Here is a 15,509-nt window from a genome sequence, read left to right as displayed (position 1 = left end):
CTGAAATTAGCATTAGTAATGATAGCGGCAGGAAATAATGGTTAATGCCTGATCAGACACGGCATAAACTAAACGATTAGTGTCATCGATACGGCGTGACCAAAAACCAGCTAAGTTTTCTTTTAACGGCTCCGGCTTACCGATACCAGCAAAAGGTGAGCGTTTGGTATCGTTGATCAGCAGGTTTATGCGTTTTAACGTTTTTCTGTCCTGGGTTTGCCAGTACAGATAGTCTTGCCAGGCTTCGTCGGTCCATGCCAGAACACGACTACTCATCCAGCAAATCCCGCTGGCTGGTATTTGCGGCTTTAAACTGCGCAATTGAGCGCTGCAAATGTTCGGCATTGGCAGGCGAGCGTAATAAATGCACGGTTTCCATTAGGCTATTGTAATAATCCAGCGACATCACTACCGCATCCTCGGCATCGCGGCGGGTAATAACAGCCGTATCGGCGTCATTCACGACGGAATCTAATACCGATTTTAAATTATTGCGCGCCTCGGTAAATGACACTATTCGCATAACATTGCTCCATCTGTACAACTAGTTGAACAAGTATAGCGCCAAACCCCAACCTGTACAACTTAACGGACATATTGTTTGCGCTGTTAAATTCACATGGGTTGTTAACACAACTTAGTTATCGAATCCGTTTCACAATTTGGGCTAGTTTAGAGGAGTTGCGATAGTGGGCTTTTAACCCCTCCCGCGCCGCGATTAATGACATGCGTATAAATTTGGGTAGTACGCACATCGGCGTGACCCAGTTGCTCCTGTACAGTGCGGATATCAGCACCTGATTCTAATAAATGAGTGGCAAAGGAATGACGCAGCGTGTGGCAGGTTACATTTTTAGAGATAGCGGCTTTACGAGAGGCTATTTTAATTTCCCGCCTTACGCAGCTCTCGTCCAAATGGTGACGGCGTAATAATTTTGAATCCGGATCAGTACTCAGTTGCATCGAGGGAAACAAATACTGCCAACCAAATTGCTTGGGAGCCGAAGGGTTTTTGCGAGCTAACGCATAAGGCAGCCAAACACCGGAATAGTCCGGATTGGCCAGATCAGCCTGAAAATATTGTAAGACAAACTGACTTTGCTGTTTAAGCGTTGGAACCAACTCTGGAGCCAAGGTTACTCGACGATTCTTATTGCCTTTCCCTTGCCATACCATGACCGACAAGTAATCATAATCAATATCCTGCACTCGTAACCGTACCGCCTCCATTAAACGTAAACCGCTACCATACATCAACTGGGCTAATAGTTTATAACGCGGTTCAATAACTCTTAATAACGCTGTTACTTCAGCTCGAGTGAGCACCACCGGTAATTTAGGGGAAATTTGTGAGCGATTAAAATTCAGGTTTAATGACAGCGGCTGCTGTAATACCTTGTTATATAAAAAACTTAGTGCATTAAGTGCTGTGGCTTGTGTCCTAGGCGCGACATTACGCTGATTACTTAAATACGACAAAAAATTTTCAACATCCTGATCGCCAAGCTTAGACGGATGCTGCTTTTTGTTATAGAGGATATACATCTTAATCCAGTAAAGGTAAGCCTCAACCGTCCTTTTAGCGTAGCGGTGGGTATACATAAACTCAGCAATATATTGTAAAAAGGGAGAAGACATTTACCGCTCCTTAAAATAAATGTTGATGTATTTATATACAGTAGTTGGTAAATTTATTGTTAGCAAGTAAATCGCAAGCTTAAACCCTGCTTTCTTCAATAAAATTTAATAACGACCAAAAAATCTGTTGATTTACTGTATGTTATTAGATAGTGTTAAATCATTTACAAAAGATAGAAGGGCGTTTACATGGCTGGAAAGCGTGGGCGTTCCAAACTACAAAGCTGTTATAGCTTTTCAAGGGATATTCATGTTTGGCACCAAACTGAAGCATAAAATTTTTTCTAGTGTATTATTTTTGTTTGCTGCAATAGTTTTTATAGGTATAGCGCTAAGTGTTTCTGAGCATAGAGCAGTGTCTTTCGACAATGTTTCAAGTTTCGGTGCTGCATTGGTGCTTTTATCTTTCGCATTAATTCCTGAGTTTGTCTTTTCAAACAAATTAAGAAAGCAAACCCAAATGGATAAAATCTCAAAAAAGATTTTTTTTATTGGTATGTTGATAGTTGTTATAGGGTTTATTGGTAAATTCGCGCTATAACAAACGCCTTAAACAACGCGGCCTACGGCCGCTGGACTCGCAACAAGTTGCTCGCCGTTTAGGCGTGCGTTAGCTGAAATCGAGAGATCTGATGAAATTCAAATTACTAGTTATTTTAGTTACATGTTTTATTTCTGCGTGCTCTGACAATCCTATGAAGCAGTATCAAGAAGATGCGGACTTAATTCGCCTAGAGCATCTTGAGTATTGGACCGAAATCATTAACAAATACTATCAAATCAGAGGTAGCTATCCTTTCCAGAGTGAAATTCAGAACAGTGAAGATATCGTATTAGTTAAAATTGCCACAAAACAGCAAATGCAGTATTTGTCATCGGGCGGTGATAAATATGAAAAACGCCTAGACAACAATCAATCGGGTTACTTCAATGAGCGTTCGGTCAAAGACTTTGTCGCTGAAGTGGAGGCAGTTCTGGGTCATCAAATTGAAGAAAAATACGACATACAAAAAGTGCCAACATCTAGCCCTGTAGGCTACTACTACTTTACATCTAAAGATGGCTATCTAGTTTGGGTAACTTGTATCACCTGTGGGGTAACTCAGGTATCAACCCTATTAATGGACGGCTTTACTCCAACTGTAAATATTGTTTCGGAGGGTATGGTTGGCAAGGTCACGAAAGCATTAACCAGAGAAGAAATGCTTAGTCATCCAACGTACAAATCATGGGTTTCAAGGCCGTTTCATAAAAGCGACTATGTGCATAACCTAGTCAAGGAAAACAGCCGTGACTCAAAGTAAGTGGCAAGTCACAGCTAACAAGCGCATGTTGTCGGACTGGTTTTCCGCTGCGATCCAAACCATCCGCAAATGCGGGCGTTAGCCGGCTGTCGAGATGGTTTAGGTACAAAATCTGTTTTACTTTTCGGGTCTGCTTGCGTTAAGTTGTATCTTAGTTGTTAATTTATTCCATCAGGTTCGCCAGTTTGTTGGTCAGGTGCAATCTCTAATGGTGCGGTTGCGTTGTTCTTTTTGGCTCCGTTGTTTTATGGTTTTATAGGTTCCGGTTGGCTCGCTGTGTCGCAGCCGGCTGGTTTATTTATCAATTTTGCACAAGGTTGTCGTTGTTCGGCATGGCTTGGCGGCAGTGCCGCGTGGGGTGTGTTTGTCGCCGCTAACAAGGCGTCTATGGACTCCCCCTCAATTGCAAGCACAAAGTGATCAAATTTGGCGGTGAATGACTGCATACGTCTATTCGGCTCGTGAGATTCATGGTTTTGCCATGCTCCAGCCCTGATAACTTTCGCGCACAGGTGCCTCATCGCATCAACGGTAATAACTACCAGCCTTGTTACCAGGCCCTTCCTGTGCACGGTCGTTGCCGCTTTATTTATCCACTTTGTAGTGCAATGCTTTGGTTAAGAGTTGTCGTTAACTTACTGTTTTACTGCTATGTACTATTACTTCATATTGCTAAACCTAGCGTATCTTGCCGTTGCTGCTTGGCCATAATTGCCCAAAGCATTCTGGCTTGTTTGGCGGCGATAGCGACCGCCACGACATTGTTTGGCCGCCGCTCTTGTAACTTATAAATCCACTCGAACATGGGTGTTGTTTGCGTAGATTTTTGGGCTCTACTGGCTGCTAACATTACCGTTCTGGCACCTTGAACTAAGAGTGTTCGCAAATAGCGGTCACCGCGTTTAGTAATGGCACCGAGTTGCGTTTTACCACCGGATGAATTCTGTTTAGGCACTAAACCGAGCCAAGCGGCGAATTGCCTGCCGTTTTTAAATACGGAGACATCACCGGCAGTGGCCACAGCAGCACTGGCGGTAACGCTACCGACACCACAGAGCTCAAGTAAGGCTTTTGCGGTAGTATCTTGCTTGCTCCAGGCTTCAATACGCTTGTTGAGTGCAGTAATCCGCGTTTCTAAATCAGTTAACCTGTTGGCTAAATCAGCCATACTCTGGCGAAACAGCAGCGGTAAGGTTTCTGATTCAGCCACCAAGGGTAATGTCTTGGCTAGTGCTGCGCGGCCCCTGATTAATCACAATACCAAACTCTTGTAGGTAGCTGCGAATTTGATTCATCAGTGAAGTACGTTCTCGTACCCACTGGTCGCGCATACGGTGCATGACGAGCACAGCTTGTTGTGATTCTGATTTAACGGCAACAAAGCGCATATTCGGTCTGGCTAACGCTTCACAAATGGCTTCGGCATCATTTGCATCGTTTTTACCACCACGCCGATAGGGTGCAACATACTGTGGTGTCATCAGCTTTACGGTGTGCCCGAGCTTGCTCAGCTCACGGGCCCAGTAATGCGCGCCACCACAAGCTTCAATGCCGATAAGCATCGGTGGTTTATTGGCAAAATAGCGCAACATTTCGGCTCTGGCTAACTTTTTAACCATAACGGTTTCACCAGATTTAGCATTAACGCCATGAATTTGAAACACGAGCTTTGCAATATCGACCCCACAACGTATAGACTGTTCCATGCGACTTCCCCTCACTTGTGACTGATTGATTCAACACTCTCAGTGTGGCACATTGATGCCGGATAGTGAGGGGGAGTCCATGTTATTGCATCATTCGCTCCCTCCGGTCGCTGGGATGCCAACCGCGATGCGGTCGTCACCCATGTGCTTTGCGTTAGCCGGCTGTCGGGAAGGTGTAGTTTCAAAATCTGTTTTACTTTTCGGCTCTGCTTGCGTTAAGTTGTATCTCAGTTGTTAATTTATTCCATCAGGTTCGCTAGTTTGTTAGTCAGGTGCAATCTCTGATGGGGCGGTAGCGTTGTTCTTTTGGCTCATTGGCTTCGCTAGCTTTAAAGTTTTTAAGTTCCAGTCATTTCGCTGTATCACACTTGGCTGGTTATGTTTTTAATTTTGCACAGGGTTGCCGTTGTTCGGCATCGCTTGGCGGCAGTGCCGCATAGGTTGTGTGTTTGTCGCCGCTAACAAGGCGTCTATGGACTCCCCCTCAATTGCAAGCACAAAGTGATCAAATTTGGCGGTGAATGACTGCATACGTCTATTCGGCTCGTGAGATTCATGGTTTTGCCATGCTCCAGCCCTGATAACTTTCGCGCACAGGTGCCTCATCGCATCAACGGTAATAACTACCAGCCTTGTTACCAGGCCCTTCCTGTGCACGGTCGTTGCCGCTTTATTTATCCACTTTGTAGTGCAATGCTTTGGTTAAGAGTTGTCGTTAACTTACTGTTTTACTGCTATGTACTATTACTTCATATTGCTAAACCTAGCGTATCTTGCCGTTGCTGCTTGGCCATAATTGCCCAAAGCATTCTGGCTTGTTTGGCGGCGATAGCGACCGCCACGACATTGTTTGGCCGCCGCTCTTGTAACTTATAAATCCACTCGAACATGGGTGTTGTTTGCGTAGATTTTTGGGCTCTACTGGCTGCTAACATTACCGTTCTGGCACCTTGAACTAAGAGTGTTCGCAAATAGCGGTCACCGCGTTTAGTAATGGCACCGAGTTGCGTTTTACCACCGGATGAATTCTGTTTAGGCACTAAACCGAGCCAAGCGGCGAATTGCCTGCCGTTTTTAAATACGGAGACATCACCGGCAGTGGCCACAGCAGCACTGGCGGTAACGCTACCGACACCACAGAGCTCAAGTAAGGCTTTTGCGGTAGTATCTTGCTTGCTCCAGGCTTCAATACGCTTGTTGAGTGCAGTAATCCGCGTTTCTAAATCAGTTAACCTGTTGGCTAAATCAGCCATACTCTGGCGAAACAGCAGCGGTAAGGTTTCTGATTCAGCCACCAAGGGTAATGTCTTGGCTAGTGCTGCGCGGCCCTGATTAATCACAATACCAAACTCTTGTAGGTAGCTGCGAATTTGATTCATCAGTGAAGTACGTTCTCGTACCCACTGGTCGCGCATACGGTGCATGACGAGCACAGCTTGTTGTGATTCTGATTTAACGGCAACAAAGCGCATATTCGGTCTGGCTAACGCTTCACAAATGGCTTCGGCATCATTTGCATCGTTTTTACCACCACGCCGATAGGGTGCAACATACTGTGGTGTCATCAGCTTTACGGTGTGCCCGAGCTTGCTCAGCTCACGGGCCCAGTAATGCGCGCCACCACAAGCTTCAATGCCGATAAGCATCGGTGGTTTATTGGCAAAATAGCGCAACATTTCGGCTCTGGCTAACTTTTTAACCATAACGGTTTCACCAGATTTAGCATTAACGCCATGAATTTGAAACACGAGCTTTGCAATATCGACCCCACAACGTATAGACTGTTCCATGCGACTTCCCCTCACTTGTGACTGATTGATTCAACACTCTCAGTGTGGCACATTGATGCCGGATAGTGAGGGGGAGTCCATGTTATTGCAACATTCGCTCCCTTCGGTCGCTGGGACGCCAACCGCTGCGCGGCCGTCGCCCATGTGCGCGGCGTTAGCCGGCTGTCGAGAGGTTGTTGTTTCAAAATCTGTTTTACTTTTCGACCCTGCTTGCGTTAAGTTGTATCTCAATTGTTAATTTATTCCATCAGGTTCGCTAGTTTGTTAGTCAGGTGCAATCTCTGATGGGGCGGTAGCGTTGTTCTTTTGGGCTCATTTGCTCCGCTAGCTTTAAAGTTTTTAAGTTCCAGTCATTTCGTTGTCTCGCACTTGGCTGGTTATGTTTTTAATTTTGCACAGGGTTGCCGCTGTTCGGTATCGCTTGGCGGCAGAGCCGCGTGGGTAGTGTTTTTGGCCGCTAACAAGGCGCACCATTCGCTCCCTTCGGTCGCTGGGATGCCAACCGCTGCGCGGTCGTCACCCATGTGCTTTGCGTTATACATCACAATAGGTACATTTGATGAACAAAGATCACGTTGAAGCTCATTCACTTTTTAATAGCATGCAAAAGAAGCAAGCACTATCAGATGAGTTCGAGAAGCTCCGCCCAAATTGGAAAGGCAGTATCATCAGATTTGCTGGCATGGTTTTAGGCATAGCATTTTTAATATGGATGTATCCAGAAATCATGCAGCAGCCTGTATTGTATGTTTTTTTAATTCTTATAATTGGTATGAGCACCGAATTGCATGCAGAAAGCAAAAAAATCAACAAGCGTATAGATGCGCTTCATAAGTTGTTGAAAGATGATGTATAACAAGGCGCTATTGTCGCCACTGTCGTGGCTGGGACGGCTTACGCTGCGCTTCAGCCGCCCCAAAGCTTTGCGTTAGCCGGCTGTTGAGAAAGTTTAGGTACAAAATCTGTTTTACTTTTCTGCTTTGCTTGCGTTAAGTTGTATCTCAGTTGTTAATTTATTCCGTCAGCTTCACCAGTTTGTTGGTCAGGTGCAATCTCTGATGGGGCGGTAGCGTTGTTCTTTTGGTTCATTGGCTCCGCTAGCTTAAAGGTTTTAAGATTCCAGTCATTTCGTTGTCTCGCACTTGGCTGGTTACATTTTTAAATTTGCACAGGGTTGCCGCTGTTCGGCATCGCTTGGCGGCAGTGCCGCGAGGGTAAATGTTTGTCGCCGCTAACAAGGCGTCTATGGACTCCCCCTCAATTGCAAGCACAAAGTGATCAAATTTGGCGGTGAATGACTGCATACGTCTATTCGGCTCGTGAGATTCATGGTTTTGCCATGCTCCAGCCCTGATAACTTTCGCGCACAGGTGCCTCATCGCATCAACGGTAATAACTACCAGCCTTGTTACCAGGCCCTTCCTGTGCACGGTCGTTGCCGCTTTATTTATCCACTTTGTAGTGCAATGCTTTGGTTAAGAGTTGTCGTTAACTTACTGTTTTACTGCTATGTACTATTACTTCATATTGCTAAACCTAGCGTATCTTGCCGTTGCTGCTTGGCCATAATTGCCCAAAGCATTCTGGCTTGTTTGGCGGCGATAGCGACCGCCACGACATTGTTTGGCCGCCGCTCTTGTAACTTATAAATCCACTCGAACATGGGTGTTGTTTGCGTAGATTTTTGGGCTCTACTGGCTGCTAACATTACCGTTCTGGCACCTTGAACTAAGAGTGTTCGCAAATAGCGGTCACCGCGTTTAGTAATGGCACCGAGTTGCGTTTTACCACCGGATGAATTCTGTTTAGGCACTAAACCGAGCCAAGCGGCGAATTGCCTGCCGTTTTTAAATACGGAGACATCACCGGCAGTGGCCACAGCAGCACTGGCGGTAACGCTACCGACACCACAGAGCTCAAGTAAGGCTTTTGCGGTAGTATCTTGCTTGCTCCAGGCTTCAATACGCTTGTTGAGTGCAGTAATCCGCGTTTCTAAATCAGTTAACCTGTTGGCTAAATCAGCCATACTCTGGCGAAACAGCAGCGGTAAGGTTTCTGATTCAGCCACCAAGGGTAATGTCTTGGCTAGTGCTGCGCGGCCCTGATTAATCACAATACCAAACTCTTGTAGGTAGCTGCGAATTTGATTCATCAGTGAAGTACGTTCTCGTACCCACTGGTCGCGCATACGGTGCATGACGAGCACAGCTTGTTGTGATTCTGATTTAACGGCAACAAAGCGCATATTCGGTCTGGCTAACGCTTCACAAATGGCTTCGGCATCATTTGCATCGTTTTTACCACCACGCCGATAGGGTGCAACATACTGTGGTGTCATCAGCTTTACGGTGTGCCCGAGCTTGCTCAGCTCACGGGCCCAGTAATGCGCGCCACCACAAGCTTCAATGCCGATAAGCATCGGTGGTTTATTGGCAAAATAGCGCAACATTTCGGCTCTGGCTAACTTTTTAACCATAACGGTTTCACCAGATTTAGCATTAACGCCATGAATTTGAAACACGAGCTTTGCAATATCGACCCCACAACGTATAGACTGTTCCATGCGACTTCCCCTCACTTGTGACTGATTGATTCAACACTCTCAGTGTGGCACATTGATGCCGGATAGTGAGGGGGAGTCCATGTTATTGCACCATTCGCTCCCGTCGGTCGCTGGGACGCCAACCGCTGCGCGGCCGTCGCCCATGTGCTTTGCGTTATGTTTTCTCAGGTGGCTTTGAATGCTCGAATATCTGAAGTTGCTTGTTGACCTTATTGGTCACATTGCTTGGCCTGGGCTGATATTGTTGGTTGTATACCAATTTAAGGACGAGCTTCCCGCTTTATTGAAGCGCATTAAAAAAGCAAAAGTTGGAAATGCTGAGTTTGATTTTACAGAAGCTGTTACCGAAGTTAAAAACCTAGCCTTTCAAGCCGGTATTAGTATTTCTGGAATAAGTGGTTTATTTAGTAATCAAGACATGATGCTGTTTAAAGAAGCACCTGAGTGGGCTTTTATCAAATCGTGGCAAAAAATAGAAAGTCTGTTGCTCAGGTCAAACGTAGATAAACCCAAAGCTTCAATTAATCGCATGATTGATGAACTCCTAAGTTCGTCTTTAATCGATAGCGAAGTCGGCAACCTAGTTGTAAAAATGTATCGTTTAAGGAACGAAATCGTTCACGCCAAAAATCCTGAGATATCTCGCGGTGAAGTTTTGGAGTGGCTGGGTTTGTCTAAAAGTGTTCATGATCGATTAGAACAACAACTATCAAGTGCTGGTTTATTAAAAACATAACAAGCAAATTTTATCGCCAGCAAAAAAGCGCTGGCTGCGACGTCAACCCGCTGCGCGGCTTTCCGCGCTAAATTTGGGCGTTAGCTAGAGGAGTTTTGGTATAAACAATAGGAGTAGTAGTTGAAATGACAGGGATTTGGGATATTTTAGGAATTTTATTGGTGATTATCGCCTTTGTAATTCTGAATGAAATGCTAGATTTGCCTGATTGGATGCGGTTGAATATAAAAAGAGGTGGGGCGCGTAAAGAGCTCGAAAAGCAAGTCACAAAGCTTCAGTCACAAGTTGAAGAACTTGAGCGAAAAGTCGATGAGCTTTCTAAATAAAGATAGAGCGAGCTTTGTAGTTTTTAGTTTAGTTTTACCGCTAACAAATTACTGCACCGGAAAAATAACTCGCTGGCGCTCGTCATTTTCCGGTGAGCAAAGCGTTATAACTTCATTCAACATAAGCTTAACCATTAAATTTCTTAAGGAGACGATAAAATGAAAGGATTACTACTTGGGCTTACGGCATTATTGGTTGTAACAACTGTTAGTGCAGAAACTACAAACGATATCAGCGACGCAAAGCCAGTAGATTTCTCTAAGTATTGTTATTACGCAGACGTTGAGTATTCTGCTGGATCAATCATGGAGCAAGCTGGTCGCAAAGTTCAGTGTGTACGTAAAGCTGAGAGTTCAGATTTAGTCTGGGAAGAGTATCAGCGTAATCAGTTATAACAAATTGCTTAATTTCGTTCCGGCCACAAACGGCGTGGCCTCCACGGGACTGCCTACGCTGCGCTGCGGCAGCCCATTAGTAACGCGTTGAGGCTGTAGAAAAACCTCTTTTCACGCGATCAAGTTTGTGATCAAATAGCGTTGTCTGATTAAAAAGTGGACAACACCTAATGCCTAAATATATCCCTTACGACTACAACCAAAATGCCATGGTTGTGATTAATTACCTTGATCAACTGCAGCCTGGTACTTTTGAACATGCCATTCATTACCTGATTGATAACAAGCTGGACTTGTCGATATTTCACTGCAAATACCAGAATGAGGACAACGGCCGCCCAGCGTATGATCCTGCGGTGCTTTTGAAAATCATTCTGTTCGCTTATTCCAAAGGCATTACCTCAAGCCGTGAAATCCAGTGGTGCTGTGAAACGAACATTGTTTTTAAAGCCTTGTCGTGCGATACCGTGCCGCACTTTACGACGATAGCGGCCTTTGTCAGTGGCTCATCGGTGCAAATTGCCCAGCTGTTTGAACAGGTATTGTTGGTTTGCCATCAACAAGGCTTGTTGGGCAATGAACTGTTTGCGATTGATGGTTGCAAAATGCCCTCTAACGCTGCCAAGGAATGGTCAGGCACCTTTAAAGAGCTGAGTGCTAAACGGGATAAGTTAAAACGGCAAATTCGTTATCACTTGGAGCAACATAAAAAGTTGGATGCGCAGGCGAATGCCGATGACGAGCGCAAAGCGCGGCACCAGCAAAGTATTGAGACGCTTAATAAAGCGCATGACAAAATCGAACACTTTTTAAAGACCGCCAGTCCACGGATGGGCCAAGGCAAACGACGCAAGGAAGTAAAAAGTAATATCACCGACAACGAATCGGCCAAGATGACCACCAGCAAAGGCACTATTCAGGGTTACAACGGTGTGGCTGCTGTGGATAAGAAGCACCAGATAATTGTGGATGCACAAGCCTTTGGCGAAGGACAAGAGCACCATACCTTAGTGCCGGTGTTAGAAAAGATAAAGCAGCGCTATAAACGGATGGGGATTAGCGAGGATATCTTTGCCGGTAATACTATCGTGACGGCCGATACGGGCTTTGCCAATGAAGCCAACAATAGCTATTTATACCAACAGAAGATAAATGGTTATGTACCGGATAACCAGTTTAGAAAGCGTGACCCGAAATTCAGCGAGCAAAAGCAGAAGTACGGCAAGCGGCACCAAGATAAGGCGGTTGGACAAAAGGTTGTTATTCCGGCCAGTGCTTTTGAATTTGACCCGATAGCGATGACCTGTGTTTGTCCTTCGGGGTTATTGCTATCAAGCCGAGGCATTAGGCCGGAACCTGACGGTCAACAACGCGCATTGTTTACCGGTAAGCTCTTGCAGTGCCGAGGTTGTGATTTAAAAGAGCAATGCATGGTAAATCCTGAGTCCGCTAATCATCGAAAGGGCAGCGGTCGACAAGTCTCATTTTTACTTAGAGCTAATGCCCCGCCAAATTACACTGATTGGATGAAGCAGCGGGTAGATAGCGAAGCCGGTAAACAAATCTATAGCCACCGCATGTCGGTAGTAGAGCCGGTGTTTGGTAATATTTGCACCAACAAAGGACTAAAACGCTTTAGTTTGCGTGGCAAAACCAAAGTACAAGGCCAATGGCAGTTGTTCTGTATGGTGCATAACTTAGAGAAAGTAAGCCGATATGGCAAAGTGGGGTAAAACTAGGTGAGGAGTGGTCTAAACTCCGCTAATAGTGCGCCTACAGAAGCAAATTAACATCAGAATAAATCTTGTCTTGAAATTCCCACCAGAAACCTGCAAAGTTGATAACAAATAATAAACAGAATAGCCGAAGTGGAAATGCTGTGTTCTGAACAGGTTTTTCTACAGGCTCGTTAGGTTTTTCTGAGCATGGAGTTAGCTTTGATTAAAAAATTGATATTACTTTCCCTTTGTTTTTCTCTTATCTCTTGCGGATATAAAGGCGATGGGGATTTTAAAACATATGGTTATTGGCCCTTCATCACTTATGAGCTTACTTTGCCAGATGTTTCTTTTGAGACTGGAGCAAAGCATAAATTTGATTTAAAAGGTTACAAGTCTCATGAGACATCGATGATTAGTATTGAGCTACTCAGTGAAAGTGAGCATGATTTTTCTGAACTTGATACCGAAGTAGAGCTAAAAATTGTAAATGATCTAGACGTTACTTTTTTTTACAGAAGGTCACCTTTGAATGCTCATTTCAAAAGGATGCAGGAACTCAAAGAGGCATCTTGGGCTAATGAATATGAATGGGATGGAAGGTATAGTTATGAGAATCAAGATTTGCGTGCTCGGGCGGTGCCGTTTTCACTAATCGAAATGCCTTCCCAAACAAAAAGTATGCGATATTTTCATTTCTTTCCTAGCGACGCTCGCTCACTAACGCTTACTATTAATATCGGTAGTGTTCCGCCACAGTTTGAGGATGTGAAAGTGAGAATCAATCTATCGTCTGGTTGGAAGTAGCATATAGCCAAACCTAACAAACAAATTTTATCGCCAGCAAAAAGCGCTGGCTGCGACGTCAACCCGCTGCGCGGCTTTCCGCGCTAAATTTGGGCGTTAACTGCCTCATCAAAAGCAAATAATTACAGAGGAATCTATGTTCACACAGCAACAGGTCGTGAAACTTAAAGTCGGTGAAGCCGGAGTGATCTTTGACGGAACTATAATTCTGTCTTCCGTATACCACATGCAAGAGGAATGTTGGGCTACAACAGTGGCAAGGCCGGGTTATCCTGAGGTTACCGAAAGGCTTAAAGTTAATTCATCTGTAAGCTGTAACTTTGGTGATCTTTATGAAGTTAGGTTACTTACCGCCAACAGTTATGAAGTTACGGCTTTGGTTACAAAGCTACCTTTGATGGAATCTGCGGAGAGTATATTTAATACCTCTTATCTTTTGAATAGCGCAGAGAAAGGTGAAGCTTTCACAAAAGAAGAAGCTGAGGTGTTAAAGCGACAACTAGACGAAATGAGCGTTCAAATTGTTAAAATCATTACACAGGTTAATAAAGTCTCTGAGTTAACCGAAGCCCAAAATGACTACCTTAAAAGCGCATTTAATATGCTTCATGAAAAATTAGATACTGGTAGTAAAGAATCATGGCGACAAGCTGCGTATGGAGTACTTGCAAGTATCGGATGTACTTTTATGCCTGATCTCCAAACGACGCAGAGCTTGTTCCAAATGGCAGGTTCATATATATCTTCAGTTCCTACAATGTTGTTAGGCAGAGGTTAACAAAGCATTAAAGAGTGGCTCGCAACGCTTGGCGATCTCAGTTTAAACTAGGTTTTGTGTTTAAGGTGCAATGGTTTGGGCCAGGTGTTTCGCGTTGTTCGCACCTTAATGCGGCGTTAGAGTTTACGAAGGAGTGATTCGTTTGATGAGAGAAGGGATCTTTTCAGAGTTCTTATGTGCAGTGTTATTAGGTTCAATTCCAGCGCTTATCATTCTGAATGACGGCGGTGTTGATGGGTTGCTTGAATTTGCTGATTCAATTACTCCATATGCACAAGTATTTTATTATTTTTTCTCAGTAGCTATTTTTCATTTTATTTTTGTGTTTTTGGCAAATAGGCAAAGTGAAGCTACAAAATTCCCAGCAGCTTCAACGAATGTTGTAATTGATGTGCTAAAAAGAGTTGGTTTTACTTTCCTGGGTGTATATCGAACAATTGCTGGATGTATTTTTGTATTGGTTACTCCCATCGTCTTTATCGAGCAAAGTATATTCTCTGTCAGCTTGCTAGTTATAGCTTATGTTTTTTCATTTGGCTGTGTAATTATGTGTGCAGCAGTTGAGAATGAAAATAGTAAACTCTAACAAGTTGCTTAATTTCGTTCCGGCCACAAACGGCGTGGCCGGAACTGGACTGCCTACGCTGCGCTGCTGCAGCCAATTAGCAAAGCGTCATACGCATAGGAGTTACGCTTGATTCTTCGATTAACATTTTTGTTGTTTTTCTTGATTGCAAATCCGATCTTAGCGCAAGCTCAGGAACCAAAAGTCATAGCTATTGATGGCATTCAAATAGAATATATCGATATTGGTGCTGGCAGCACAACATTGGTGATTGAATCAGGTATCGGAATGGGTTTAGCTTACTGGCAACCATTATTAGCTGACCTTTCTAAGTTAAATATCAGAGCAGTGATATATTCTCGTGCTGGGAATGGTAAATCGCAAGCTGCAAAAGATGTTAGTTTAGCTACTTCAAATCAACGACTTAAAAAACTGCTTACGGCTATTAACGCAAAAGATAATCTGGTTTTAATTGGTCATTCATTTGGTGGCTTGCATGTAAGAGCTTTTGCTGCCACTTATCCCGAGCAGGTAATAGGGTTAATCTTGCTCGATCCAAGTCACGAGCTATTTGATAGTGAATTAAATAAAATCGATGCAGCTTGGTCGAAACGCGATACAACTAAATTAAACGCCATGAATAATAACCAGCCTGAATGGAATCTTCTGCAAGGGATTTATCTTCAGAAAATGATTGCTGACGGCGATATTGCCAACAGAATTCCTGTGGTAATAGTTACCTCATCAAAATTAAATGAAAGTGATTGGTGGATAGGGCATAGTGCTGAAGGTAAAAAGATTTGGAGGGATTTGCACCAGTCACTGATCCGTAATAATGCAAATTCTATCCATATGGTTACTGATCATACTGGTCACAACGTACCACATGACAACAAGCTTCTCCTTTTAAGCGCTATCAGTGCATTATTAGGTTTAGTTAATGGCGTATAACAAATTGCTTAATTTCGTTCCGGCCACAAAAAGCGTGGCCTCCACGGGACTGCCTACTGTAGTGACTAGCCGACTCACACGTAAACTACCCTGGCAAGAGGATGCTCTGACTGGGCTTCTGTGTGATTTATTAGATGCGGAAACCTGAGAGGAGGAAAGGGTCTCTTGTACGCTTTCGCAACTCCACGAAGATTTTGGAGAAACCGACGAGGTAAATTGCGAAAAAGTCCC

The 15,509-nt window shown here is 44.3% G+C and carries 16 protein-coding genes and 1 pseudogene; 11 read left to right on the top strand and 6 right to left on the bottom strand.

Annotation, left to right across the window (positions count from 1 at the left end; all coding sequences use genetic code 11):
* Positions 1-12 precede the first annotated feature (12 nt).
* From ACO1PK_RS15690 to ACO1PK_RS15680, 3 genes are all read right to left on the bottom strand, one after another.
* Complete coding sequence (locus tag ACO1PK_RS15690) at positions 13-276, bottom strand: Txe/YoeB family addiction module toxin (RefSeq protein ID WP_423186537.1); 264 nt, start codon at positions 274-276, stop codon at positions 13-15.
* The gene (locus ACO1PK_RS15685; protein ID WP_423186536.1) at positions 269-523 is read right to left on the bottom strand and encodes a type II toxin-antitoxin system Phd/YefM family antitoxin; all 255 of its coding nucleotides are present in this window, start codon (positions 521-523) and stop codon (positions 269-271) included. The genes ACO1PK_RS15690 and ACO1PK_RS15685 overlap by 8 nt, the downstream gene beginning before the upstream one ends.
* 149 nt (positions 524-672) lie before the next feature.
* The gene (locus ACO1PK_RS15680) at positions 673-1,638 is read right to left on the bottom strand and encodes an integron integrase (protein ID WP_423186535.1); all 966 of its coding nucleotides are present in this window, start codon (positions 1,636-1,638) and stop codon (positions 673-675) included.
* Between the two features lie 139 nt (positions 1,639-1,777).
* On the opposite strand from ACO1PK_RS15680, the gene ACO1PK_RS15675 reads away from it, so the two are divergent.
* The gene (locus ACO1PK_RS15675) at positions 1,778-2,179 is read left to right on the top strand and encodes a hypothetical protein (RefSeq protein ID WP_423186534.1); all 402 of its coding nucleotides are present in this window, start codon (positions 1,778-1,780) and stop codon (positions 2,177-2,179) included.
* A 91-nt stretch (positions 2,180-2,270) separates the two neighbouring features.
* Complete coding sequence (locus ACO1PK_RS15670) at positions 2,271-2,942, top strand: hypothetical protein (RefSeq protein ID WP_423186533.1); 672 nt, start codon at positions 2,271-2,273, stop codon at positions 2,940-2,942.
* Between the two features lie 664 nt (positions 2,943-3,606).
* Here the strand turns inward: ACO1PK_RS15670 and ACO1PK_RS15665 are convergent.
* Together ACO1PK_RS15665 and ACO1PK_RS15660 are read right to left on the bottom strand one after the other, a co-directional pair.
* A pseudogene (locus ACO1PK_RS15665) lies at positions 3,607-4,648 on the bottom strand (IS110 family transposase).
* 749 nt (positions 4,649-5,397) lie between these two features.
* Positions 5,398-6,438, bottom strand: a complete 1,041-nt coding sequence (locus ACO1PK_RS15660) for an IS110 family transposase (RefSeq protein ID WP_423186531.1) — start codon at positions 6,436-6,438, stop codon at positions 5,398-5,400.
* Positions 6,439-6,997: 559 nt separating this feature from the next.
* On the opposite strand from ACO1PK_RS15660, the gene ACO1PK_RS15655 reads away from it, so the two are divergent.
* On the top strand, positions 6,998-7,294 hold the full coding sequence (locus ACO1PK_RS15655; protein ID WP_423186532.1) for a hypothetical protein: 297 nt from the start codon (positions 6,998-7,000) through the stop codon (positions 7,292-7,294).
* 666 nt (positions 7,295-7,960) lie between these two features.
* Here the strand turns inward: ACO1PK_RS15655 and ACO1PK_RS15650 are convergent.
* Positions 7,961-9,001, bottom strand: coding sequence for an IS110 family transposase (locus tag ACO1PK_RS15650; protein ID WP_423186531.1), 1,041 nt, complete (start codon positions 8,999-9,001; stop codon positions 7,961-7,963).
* 178 nt (positions 9,002-9,179) lie between these two features.
* Between ACO1PK_RS15650 and ACO1PK_RS15645 the strand changes: the two genes are divergently transcribed.
* The 8 genes from ACO1PK_RS15645 to ACO1PK_RS15610 all read left to right on the top strand — a co-directional run bounded on the left by ACO1PK_RS15645 (position 9,180) and on the right by ACO1PK_RS15610 (position 15,278).
* Positions 9,180-9,737 (top strand): hypothetical protein, encoded by a 558-nt coding sequence (locus ACO1PK_RS15645; protein WP_423186530.1) that lies wholly within the window; start codon positions 9,180-9,182, stop codon positions 9,735-9,737.
* Positions 9,738-9,862: 125 nt separating this feature from the next.
* Positions 9,863-10,063, top strand: coding sequence for a hypothetical protein (locus ACO1PK_RS15640; protein WP_423186529.1), 201 nt, complete (start codon positions 9,863-9,865; stop codon positions 10,061-10,063).
* A 159-nt stretch (positions 10,064-10,222) separates the two neighbouring features.
* Positions 10,223-10,459, top strand: coding sequence for a DUF1496 domain-containing protein (locus ACO1PK_RS15635; protein ID WP_423186528.1), 237 nt, complete (start codon positions 10,223-10,225; stop codon positions 10,457-10,459).
* A gap of 170 nt (positions 10,460-10,629) precedes the next feature.
* Positions 10,630-12,192, top strand: coding sequence for a transposase (locus ACO1PK_RS15630; protein ID WP_423186527.1), 1,563 nt, complete (start codon positions 10,630-10,632; stop codon positions 12,190-12,192).
* Between the two features lie 192 nt (positions 12,193-12,384).
* The gene (locus ACO1PK_RS15625) at positions 12,385-12,984 is read left to right on the top strand and encodes a hypothetical protein (protein ID WP_423186526.1); all 600 of its coding nucleotides are present in this window, start codon (positions 12,385-12,387) and stop codon (positions 12,982-12,984) included.
* 136 nt (positions 12,985-13,120) lie between these two features.
* Entirely contained in the window at positions 13,121-13,762 is a 642-nt protein-coding gene (locus tag ACO1PK_RS15620; protein WP_423186525.1) for a hypothetical protein, read from the top strand.
* Positions 13,763-13,907: 145 nt separating this feature from the next.
* A complete protein-coding gene (locus ACO1PK_RS15615; RefSeq protein WP_423186524.1) occupies positions 13,908-14,348 on the top strand; it encodes a hypothetical protein in 441 nt (146 codons plus the stop codon).
* Positions 14,349-14,456: 108 nt separating this feature from the next.
* Positions 14,457-15,278, top strand: coding sequence for an alpha/beta fold hydrolase (locus tag ACO1PK_RS15610; RefSeq protein WP_423186523.1), 822 nt, complete (start codon positions 14,457-14,459; stop codon positions 15,276-15,278).
* The last annotated feature ends 231 nt before the right edge of the window (positions 15,279-15,509 follow it).

The organism is Alishewanella sp. d11 (assembly GCF_049390205.1).
Taxonomy (GTDB): Bacteria; Pseudomonadota; Gammaproteobacteria; order Enterobacterales; family Alteromonadaceae; genus Alishewanella.
Note: the sequence above shows the minus strand (reverse complement) of the source record. Positions and strands in the feature narration are given on the sequence as shown.

Excerpts from the sequence above, each read along its gene's own strand:
- ACO1PK_RS15690 (WP_423186537.1), bottom strand. The coding sequence starts at position 276 with ATGAGTAGTCGTGTTCTGGCATGGACCGACGAAGCCTGGCAAGACTAT.
- ACO1PK_RS15685 (WP_423186536.1), bottom strand. The coding sequence starts at position 523 with ATGCGAATAGTGTCATTTACCGAGGCGCGCAATAATTTAAAATCGGTA.
- ACO1PK_RS15680 (WP_423186535.1), bottom strand. The coding sequence starts at position 1,638 with ATGTCTTCTCCCTTTTTACAATATATTGCTGAGTTTATGTATACCCAC.
- ACO1PK_RS15675 (WP_423186534.1), top strand. The coding sequence starts at position 1,778 with ATGTTATTAGATAGTGTTAAATCATTTACAAAAGATAGAAGGGCGTTT.
- ACO1PK_RS15670 (WP_423186533.1), top strand. The coding sequence starts at position 2,271 with ATGAAATTCAAATTACTAGTTATTTTAGTTACATGTTTTATTTCTGCG.
- ACO1PK_RS15660 (WP_423186531.1), bottom strand. The coding sequence starts at position 6,438 with ATGGAACAGTCTATACGTTGTGGGGTCGATATTGCAAAGCTCGTGTTT.
- ACO1PK_RS15655 (WP_423186532.1), top strand. The coding sequence starts at position 6,998 with ATGAACAAAGATCACGTTGAAGCTCATTCACTTTTTAATAGCATGCAA.
- ACO1PK_RS15650 (WP_423186531.1), bottom strand. The coding sequence starts at position 9,001 with ATGGAACAGTCTATACGTTGTGGGGTCGATATTGCAAAGCTCGTGTTT.
- ACO1PK_RS15645 (WP_423186530.1), top strand. The coding sequence starts at position 9,180 with ATGCTCGAATATCTGAAGTTGCTTGTTGACCTTATTGGTCACATTGCT.
- ACO1PK_RS15640 (WP_423186529.1), top strand. The coding sequence starts at position 9,863 with ATGACAGGGATTTGGGATATTTTAGGAATTTTATTGGTGATTATCGCC.
- ACO1PK_RS15635 (WP_423186528.1), top strand. The coding sequence starts at position 10,223 with ATGAAAGGATTACTACTTGGGCTTACGGCATTATTGGTTGTAACAACT.
- ACO1PK_RS15630 (WP_423186527.1), top strand. The coding sequence starts at position 10,630 with ATGCCTAAATATATCCCTTACGACTACAACCAAAATGCCATGGTTGTG.
- ACO1PK_RS15625 (WP_423186526.1), top strand. The coding sequence starts at position 12,385 with ATGGAGTTAGCTTTGATTAAAAAATTGATATTACTTTCCCTTTGTTTT.
- ACO1PK_RS15620 (WP_423186525.1), top strand. The coding sequence starts at position 13,121 with ATGTTCACACAGCAACAGGTCGTGAAACTTAAAGTCGGTGAAGCCGGA.
- ACO1PK_RS15615 (WP_423186524.1), top strand. The coding sequence starts at position 13,908 with ATGAGAGAAGGGATCTTTTCAGAGTTCTTATGTGCAGTGTTATTAGGT.